General features: G+C 71.4%; 5 protein-coding genes. 1 reads left to right on the top strand and 4 read right to left on the bottom strand.

The genetic code is table 11. From position 1 onward, the window contains the following. Positions 1–100: 100 nt before the first annotated feature. From AB0F70_RS22600 to AB0F70_RS22615, 4 genes are all read right to left on the bottom strand, one after another. Positions 101–1,063, bottom strand: a complete 963-nt coding sequence (locus tag AB0F70_RS22600) for a tetratricopeptide repeat protein (protein ID WP_357453643.1) — start codon at positions 1,061–1,063, stop codon at positions 101–103. 88 nt (positions 1,064–1,151) lie between these two features. Next, positions 1,152–2,120 carry a hypothetical protein gene (locus AB0F70_RS22605; protein ID WP_357453646.1) on the bottom strand — a complete coding sequence of 323 codons (969 nt, stop codon included), beginning with the start codon at positions 2,118–2,120 and terminating at the stop codon, positions 1,152–1,154. Positions 2,121–2,257: 137 nt separating this feature from the next. Continuing rightward, a complete protein-coding gene (locus AB0F70_RS22610) occupies positions 2,258–3,265 on the bottom strand; it encodes a hypothetical protein (protein ID WP_357453648.1) in 1,008 nt (335 codons plus the stop codon). Then, positions 3,262–4,683 carry a hypothetical protein gene (locus AB0F70_RS22615; RefSeq protein ID WP_357453651.1) on the bottom strand — a complete coding sequence of 474 codons (1,422 nt, stop codon included), beginning with the start codon at positions 4,681–4,683 and terminating at the stop codon, positions 3,262–3,264. The genes AB0F70_RS22610 and AB0F70_RS22615 overlap by 4 nt, the downstream gene beginning before the upstream one ends. Before the next feature lie 361 nt (positions 4,684–5,044). Here AB0F70_RS22615 and AB0F70_RS22620 point away from each other — a divergent pair, with 361 nt between their 5' ends. After that, complete coding sequence (locus AB0F70_RS22620) at positions 5,045–6,574, top strand: DivIVA domain-containing protein (RefSeq protein WP_357453654.1); 1,530 nt, start codon at positions 5,045–5,047, stop codon at positions 6,572–6,574. Positions 6,575–6,676 lie beyond the last annotated feature (102 nt).

The following is a 6,676-nucleotide window of genomic DNA, read 5'->3' on the forward strand; positions in this document are numbered from 1 at the left end:
CTCCCCCGGCCCGCATCCCCTTCGAGGCCTAAGTTTCTCGCTCCTCAGCCGCCTGAGAGCGAAGAAACTTAGGCCTCGAAGGAGTGCTCCGGGCCGGAGGTCAGTAGAGGCTGATCGCCAGGCGCTTGCGCGCCTTGCTCACCCGCGGGTCCCCCGTGCCGGCGAGCTCGAACAGCTCCAGCAGCCGTACGCGGAGCTTCTCCTTGTCGTCGGCGTCCGCGCCGGGCAGCAGGTCGAGCAGCCGCGCGAACGCGTCGTCCACCTTGCCGCCCAGCATGTCCAGGTCGGCGACGGCGAGCGCGGCGTCGACGTCGGACGGCGCGTCCGCCGCGGCCTTGCGCGCCGCGGCGAGGTCGGCGTCCCGCGTGCGCTGCATGAGGCGCACCTGCGCGAGGCCGGCCGTCGCGTCCGAGTCCTTGGGGTCCTGCCGCAGGGCCTTCTCGTAGGCGGCCACGGCGGCGTCCAGGTCGTCGCGCTCGATCGCGTCGTACGCCTCCTGGTGGAGCGGCGACAGCGGTGGCAGCTCCTCGGCCTCGACCTCGTCCGCCACGGGCGCGGCGCCCGGGACGCGGCCCTTGACGCCGTTCTGCTCGGCGGCCGCCAGTACCTGGTCCAGCACACCGCGGATCTGCTGCTCCTCCGCCGCGCCCTGGAACAGCGGCAGGGGCTGGCCCTGTAGCACCGCTACCACCGTTGGCACACCCTGCACCTGGAACGCGGCGGCGACCTGCGGGTAGGCCTGCGCGTCGACGCGGCCGAGGAGGAACCGCCCGCCGTACTCGTCGGCGAGGCGGCCCAGCGTGACGCCGAGCTCGGCGTTCGCCTGGTCGGTCGGGATCCAGATCAGCATCACCACCGGATAGGTGGACGAGTCACGAACCAGCTGCTCGAAGTTCGCCTCGCTGACGTCCACGACGAAGCCACCGGCTTCGGGGGCGCCGCCGGGTTCGCCGGGCGGCGGAGCCTGGGGTCGGTTGAGGGCGGACAGGTCGACGGCGCCGCGCACCGCGAACTCGGGCTGTGCGCTCCGGGCGGGCCCGGGCTGAGGGGACGGACTGCTCATGGGGCAATCTTAATGACCGTGCGGGCGCTCACCCGCCGACTCCGCTCTCAGCGAGAATCGGCCGACGGTCACCCCGGCCGCCCCGCGGTCAGTCGTTCGAGACGGCGTAGGGCACCCGGTGGTGGCCGACCGCGCTGATCGGGGCGTCCGAGTCCTTGGGCGGCACGTACAGGGCCACGACGTCCCGGTAGGCGATCCGCACCACGTTGGTCTGTTCGGCGGAGCCCCACAGTGCCCTGGCCGACGGCGTGGGCGGGCCGAGCTTCCAGTTCTCCTCGGCCCGGACCGTCTCCTGGCTGGTCAGCGCCCCGAGGGCCAGTGCGCCGCCGTCGACCGTACGGACCGCCTTGACCGGGTCGTTCGTGGGCGCGTACTCGATCTCGAAGACGCCCCGGCCGTCCTTCGCCTCGATGGCGCCGACCTGGAGCTCGCCGTACGAGCGGATCAGCCGGCGGACGTAGTCGTCGGTGAAGCTCTCGGCGTACCGCGAGCGCTCGTCGTCCGTCAGCACCGACGCGTACTGCTCGACGGCGGCCTCGGGTGCCACCTTGAGCGTCGTGTCGTCCACCGTGACCGCCGGGCTGCCCAGGGCAGCCTCCGCGAAGGGCGGCATGGTGACATCCGGCAGGAGCTGAACGTAGCCCCAGAGCTTGTACTGCTCCCGTGCGGATGCCTGCTCGAAGGCCGCGAGGACCGGCGTGCCCTTGTCCTTCGGCGCGAAACCGATGCCGTAGCTGCTGCGCGGCCACCCCTGCTCGGACGGCAGTACCACCTGCTGCATCTCCAGCGACAGGTCGGTCAGCTGCTCGCCGTCGCCACGGGCCGCGGCGAGCTTCAGCTCGGCCTCGCGCATGGCGAGCGCCGGCCCGGACAGGCGCGCGGCCAGCGAGCTGGCCTCCTCGGCCTGGTCCGCCTGCGCGACGACGGTCGAGACCCGGTCCAGGATCTTCAGCTCCTGCGCCTCGCTGACCACCGCCGCGACCACCGGTGCGTCGGCCTCGGGGACTGGCGGCTCTGCCGTGCAGCCCGCGACCAGCACCGCTACGACGCCGGTCACGGCCAGGCGTGTGGTGACCCGCCGTCGGACGATCTGCCGACAGGCCGTGGAAAGAGCTTCGAAAAGCGGCAAGGGTGGCCTCCGTAGGTTCACGGAGGCCACCCTAGCGGCGGCTGCTGACCGGTTCGCCGGCTTGATCAGCCGTTACCGACCGAGCTCGGCACGTGCTCGTAGCCGACGAGGCTGACCTGGTCGTCCGACTCCTTGGGCGGCACGTACATCGCCACGATGTCCTGGTAGTTGACCTCGACCACGTTGGTCACCGTGGTGTTGCCCCAGAGCGCCTGGGTCGTCTCGGTCGGCGGGCCGATCTCGCAGCCCTCCTCCTTGGCGGTGATCGTCTCCTGGCTGATCATCGCGGCCATCACGAGTGCACCGCCGTCTGCCGTGCGGACCGCCTTCACCGGATCCTTCGTGGGCTCGTACTCCACCTTGAAGGCGCCGCCGCAGTCCTCCTTGTTGATCGCGTCGACCTGGAGCTTGCCGTAGTCCCGGAAGAACTGGCGCAGGTCGTCGTCGGTGAAGGTGTCGGCGTACTTCGAGCTCTTGTCGACGGTGAGCACCGACGCGTACTGCTTGATCGCGTCGGCCGGTGTCACCTTGAGGCTCTTGTCGTCCGGCAGGACGGCCGGGCTGCCCAGCAGTGGCTCCGCGAACCGTGGCATGGTCACGCCCGGAAGCAGGCGCACCCAGCCCCACAGCTTGTACTGGTCGCGCGCGGTGGCCTGGTCGAAGGCCATCAGCACGGGCGTCGTGAGGTCCTTCGGCTGCACCGTGATGGCGAAGCTGCTGCGCGGCCACTCCTGGTCCGACGGCAGGATGACCTGCTGCATCGTCATGCTCAGGTCGGTCAGCGGCTCGGTGTCGCGGCGGGCGGCGGCGACCTTGAGCTGCGTCTCGCGGATGTCGAGCGCGGGCCCGGTCAGGCGCGAACCGAGCGACTTCGCCTCGCTGGACTTGGTCACCTTGCCGACGACGCTCGCCACGTCGTCCAGGATCTTGCGCTCCTGGGACTCCGTGACGACCGCCTCGGCGACAGGCGCTTCCGGCGTCGGGGTCGGCAGCTCCTCGGCACAACCGGTGAGCAGACCCGTGGCGAGCACGGTTGCTACCACGGCCGTGATGCGGGTCGTGGAGCGTCTCATGAGTTACCTCCGTCGTTCCCGGTGACGCCCCAGGTCTGGCGCCACGCGGCAGCCCGGCTGCTCGGTGTCTCCGGCTCGGGCTCTGGTTCGGGTTCGGACGCGGGCACGGTGGGCATGGCGCCCGTCGCGGCCCTGAGCTGCGCCTGCTCGCGCAAGCGCATCTCGCGTCGGGTCAGTGGCTTGCCCGACGCCGCGGGCGCGGCCGGCTCGGCCCGTGCGGCAGCCGGCGCCTGGGGCGACGCCGGTGCCTGTTCGGGTGCGACGCCGCCGAACGGCGTCCGCTCTGCCGACGGCTGCCCGGTAGGCACGGGTGCGGCTCCGGGTGCCTGGCCCCGGCGCCGCCGGATGCCGCGGACGGACGCCGCAGGGGAGACCGGTTCGGGAACCTGCTCAGGAACCGGGGGCGGAGTGATGGGAGCCGCTCCGCCGAACGGGGCCGGCGCACCCCAGGTGCGGGTGTGGTCCTGTTCGGGTTCGGGCAGACCACGTTCCGGCGGCCGCACGGGTTCGTGCTCGGGCCTGCCGCGCTCGGGCCTGTCGCGGCCCGGCCTGTCGCGGCCCGGCAGCTCCCGGCCGGCCGGCGGGTAGACCGCCGTACCGCCGTCGGCGGGGTCGCCCAGCGCGGGCGGGAAACCTGCGGGCGGCTCGTGCGCGGCCGGGCTCGACCGGTCGCCGTCCACCTCGAAGACCGTGTCCCGGCGCGACAGGTCGGAATCCGTCTTCCGGGTACGGCCGGCGGACGACGAGCGCCCCTTGCCGGAGCCGCGGTTCTTACGACGTGCGCCGATGGCCAGGAAGACACCGAGGATCAGGAGGAAGCCACCGCCCAGCACGCCGGGCCACAGGAACGGGGTGTTCACGGGACGAGGCCAGGTGAACTCCAGCGTGGGCGCAGCCGCGCCCTCGCCGACGCCCGCGGCCAGCAGGACAGTGCGGCCGGGCTGCTCGGTCCAGCGCATCTGGACGGTGGTCTCGCCGGTCACCTCGGAGATCCACATGTCGGATCCAGCGGGATCAGGACCGGTGCCCGGCTTCCCGGCCGGTTCCTCCGCCGCTTCGCCCTCTGCCGCTTCACCCTCGGGGGCCGCACCGGCACCCGGGACGACGCTCAGCGTCTCCCAGGAGGACAGGCCGGTCACCGAGTCGTAGGGATCCTGGCCGACCCAGCCGAGCACGTCGACGTCGGACCCGAGCGCGAGCGTGACCTTCTGCCCCTCCGGGACAGTGGCCCGCACGGTCACCTGGTCGTCGACCAGGCCGAGTACACCGGGCTCGGTCACGACCATGGTTCCGTCGCCGCTGGGGGTCGCCGTCGCGACAACTGTGTCGGACTCGCGCAGGACGGTTGCCGTCGCAACCCCGTAACCGACCCCGCCGAGTCCGGCAAGGATCAGGAGGATTGCCAGAAAGCGTTGCACCACCGATTCCCTTCGAATTTTGGGCGCGCGGCCCGTCGATCAGGTGGATGTTCCAGCATAGGGACCGAACGAGGAGCCCTGTCCAATGACGGGCGTGCTTGTGCGGTTCGGTCGGGATTCTCACCCTTCCTTCACTGAGCGCGCCTGAACCGCCACCGGCGTCGCGCGGGCTGGATCGCGCAGGCCAGGTCGCGCGGGCCAGCGAGAGTATTCCATGCAATACGTACATTGCATCCGCTAGCGGGAGTATCCACATCCGCACAAGGCACGTATCCTGGGCGCCGGACGGCCGGTATAAGCCGCGTCCCAGGGGGGAGCCTGACCCGCGCCTCACCAAGTTCCGACACTGGAGGTCTGCACCGTGTCCGACGAGCGCTCGCTCTTTCCGACTGCAATGCGCGGATACGACCGCGATCAGGTGCATGCGCATCTGGACCGGTTGAATCACGCCCTCGAAGAGGCACGGCGCCAGGTCGAAGCCTCTGACGGCCGCGCCATGCAGCTCACGCAGGACCTCACCGACGCCAAGCGCAATCTGCGCGAGACCGAGAAGCCTTCGTACGCCGGCCTCGGCTCCCGCATCGAGCTGCTGCTGCGTTCGGCCGAGGACCAGTCGACCGACATCATCAACCAGGCCAACCAGCAGGCCGCGGACATCATGGCGCGGGCGAAGCTGTCCGCAGGGCAGGTGCGCTCGCGCGCCGAGTCCGAGGTCGCCGAGATGCTTGCCAGCGCCCGCCGCGAGGCCGAGGAGATCCGCACCACCATGGCGGCGGAGGCCGAGGGCCACCTGCTGGCCGCGCAGCGCCGCGCCGAGGAGCTCGTGGGTTCCGCCGAGCGCGAGTCCGCGCAGATCGCCAGCGCCATCAACGCCGAGGAGAGCGAGCGCCGGGCCAGCCTCGAGCGCGAGCTCGGCACCCTGCGCTCGACCGTCGAGCGCGAGACCACCGAGCTGCGTGTCAAGACCGAGGCGGACGCCGCCAAGCTCCGCTCCGAGGTCGCCGCCCAGACGAGCGAGCAGCGTGAGTCCGCCGAGCGCGACTCCTCCGCGATGCTGTCCAGCGCCCGGGCCGAGTCCGAGCAGATCCTCTCGGAGGCACGCCGCCAGGCGGCCGAGGCGGCCAACGCCGTCACCACCGAGATGGAGGAGCTGCGCGAGCAGGCCCGTGCGGCACTCGCCCAGGCCGAGCTCGACATCGCCAACCGCAAGGAGAGCGTCGAGAAGGAGCTCGCCGAGCGGCACGAGACGGCGAAGTCCGAGATGGCCAAGCTGGTCAGCACCGCAGAGGAGCACGCAGCAGAGGCCGAGAAGCGCGTGGCAGTGGCTCTCGAGCAGTCGGAGAAGATCCGCTCGGAGTCCGACGTCTACGTCAAGGACCTCGTGGCAGATGCCCGCAAGTCCGCGGACCGCATCGTGGCCGAGGCCAGGGAGTTCGCCGAGCAGACGATCGACGACGCTCGCGCCGAGGCGGAGTCGAGCAGGTCGGCCGCGCAGCACCAGCTCGAGGACCTGACCCGTCAGCACGACTCGATCAACTCGTACCTGGACGAGCTGCGGGGCATGCTCGGTACGCCGACCGAGGCCGCTCCGGCCAAGCCCGCCCTGCCGTCGAAGCCGAAGGGCATGTCCGGGGCGACCCCGGCGCAGCAGGCCCGCTTCGCCGTCGTCGGCGACGGCACCGAGGCCGAGCCCGACGTCCCCGAGTCCACCGACACGGGCTCGATGCCCGCGTCGATCCCGCCGAGCAACCCGACGCCCGTGCCCGTCGGCACGGCGACCGTGGTCATCCCGTCGGTCAAGGGCACCAAGGCGAGCACGAAGGCCGGCCAGCCCGCCGAGAGCGAGGACGCCGAGGAGCCGGTCGGCGAGAAGGCCGGCGCCTCGAAGTAACCTGCTGGGCTAGTTCCGCGAAGTAGAGCGCCTGTCCGGGTCCCTGGCAACACCAGGGAGACCCGGACAGGCGCTCAACATAGCGGAACACGGGGTGGAGGT

The organism is Promicromonospora sp. NPDC023805, from assembly GCF_040639635.1.
GTDB lineage: Bacteria > Actinomycetota > Actinomycetes > Actinomycetales > Cellulomonadaceae > Promicromonospora.

Excerpts from the sequence above, each read along its gene's own strand:
- AB0F70_RS22600 (WP_357453643.1), bottom strand. The coding sequence starts at position 1,063 with ATGAGCAGTCCGTCCCCTCAGCCCGGGCCCGCCCGGAGCGCACAGCCC.
- AB0F70_RS22610 (WP_357453648.1), bottom strand. The coding sequence starts at position 3,265 with ATGAGACGCTCCACGACCCGCATCACGGCCGTGGTAGCAACCGTGCTC.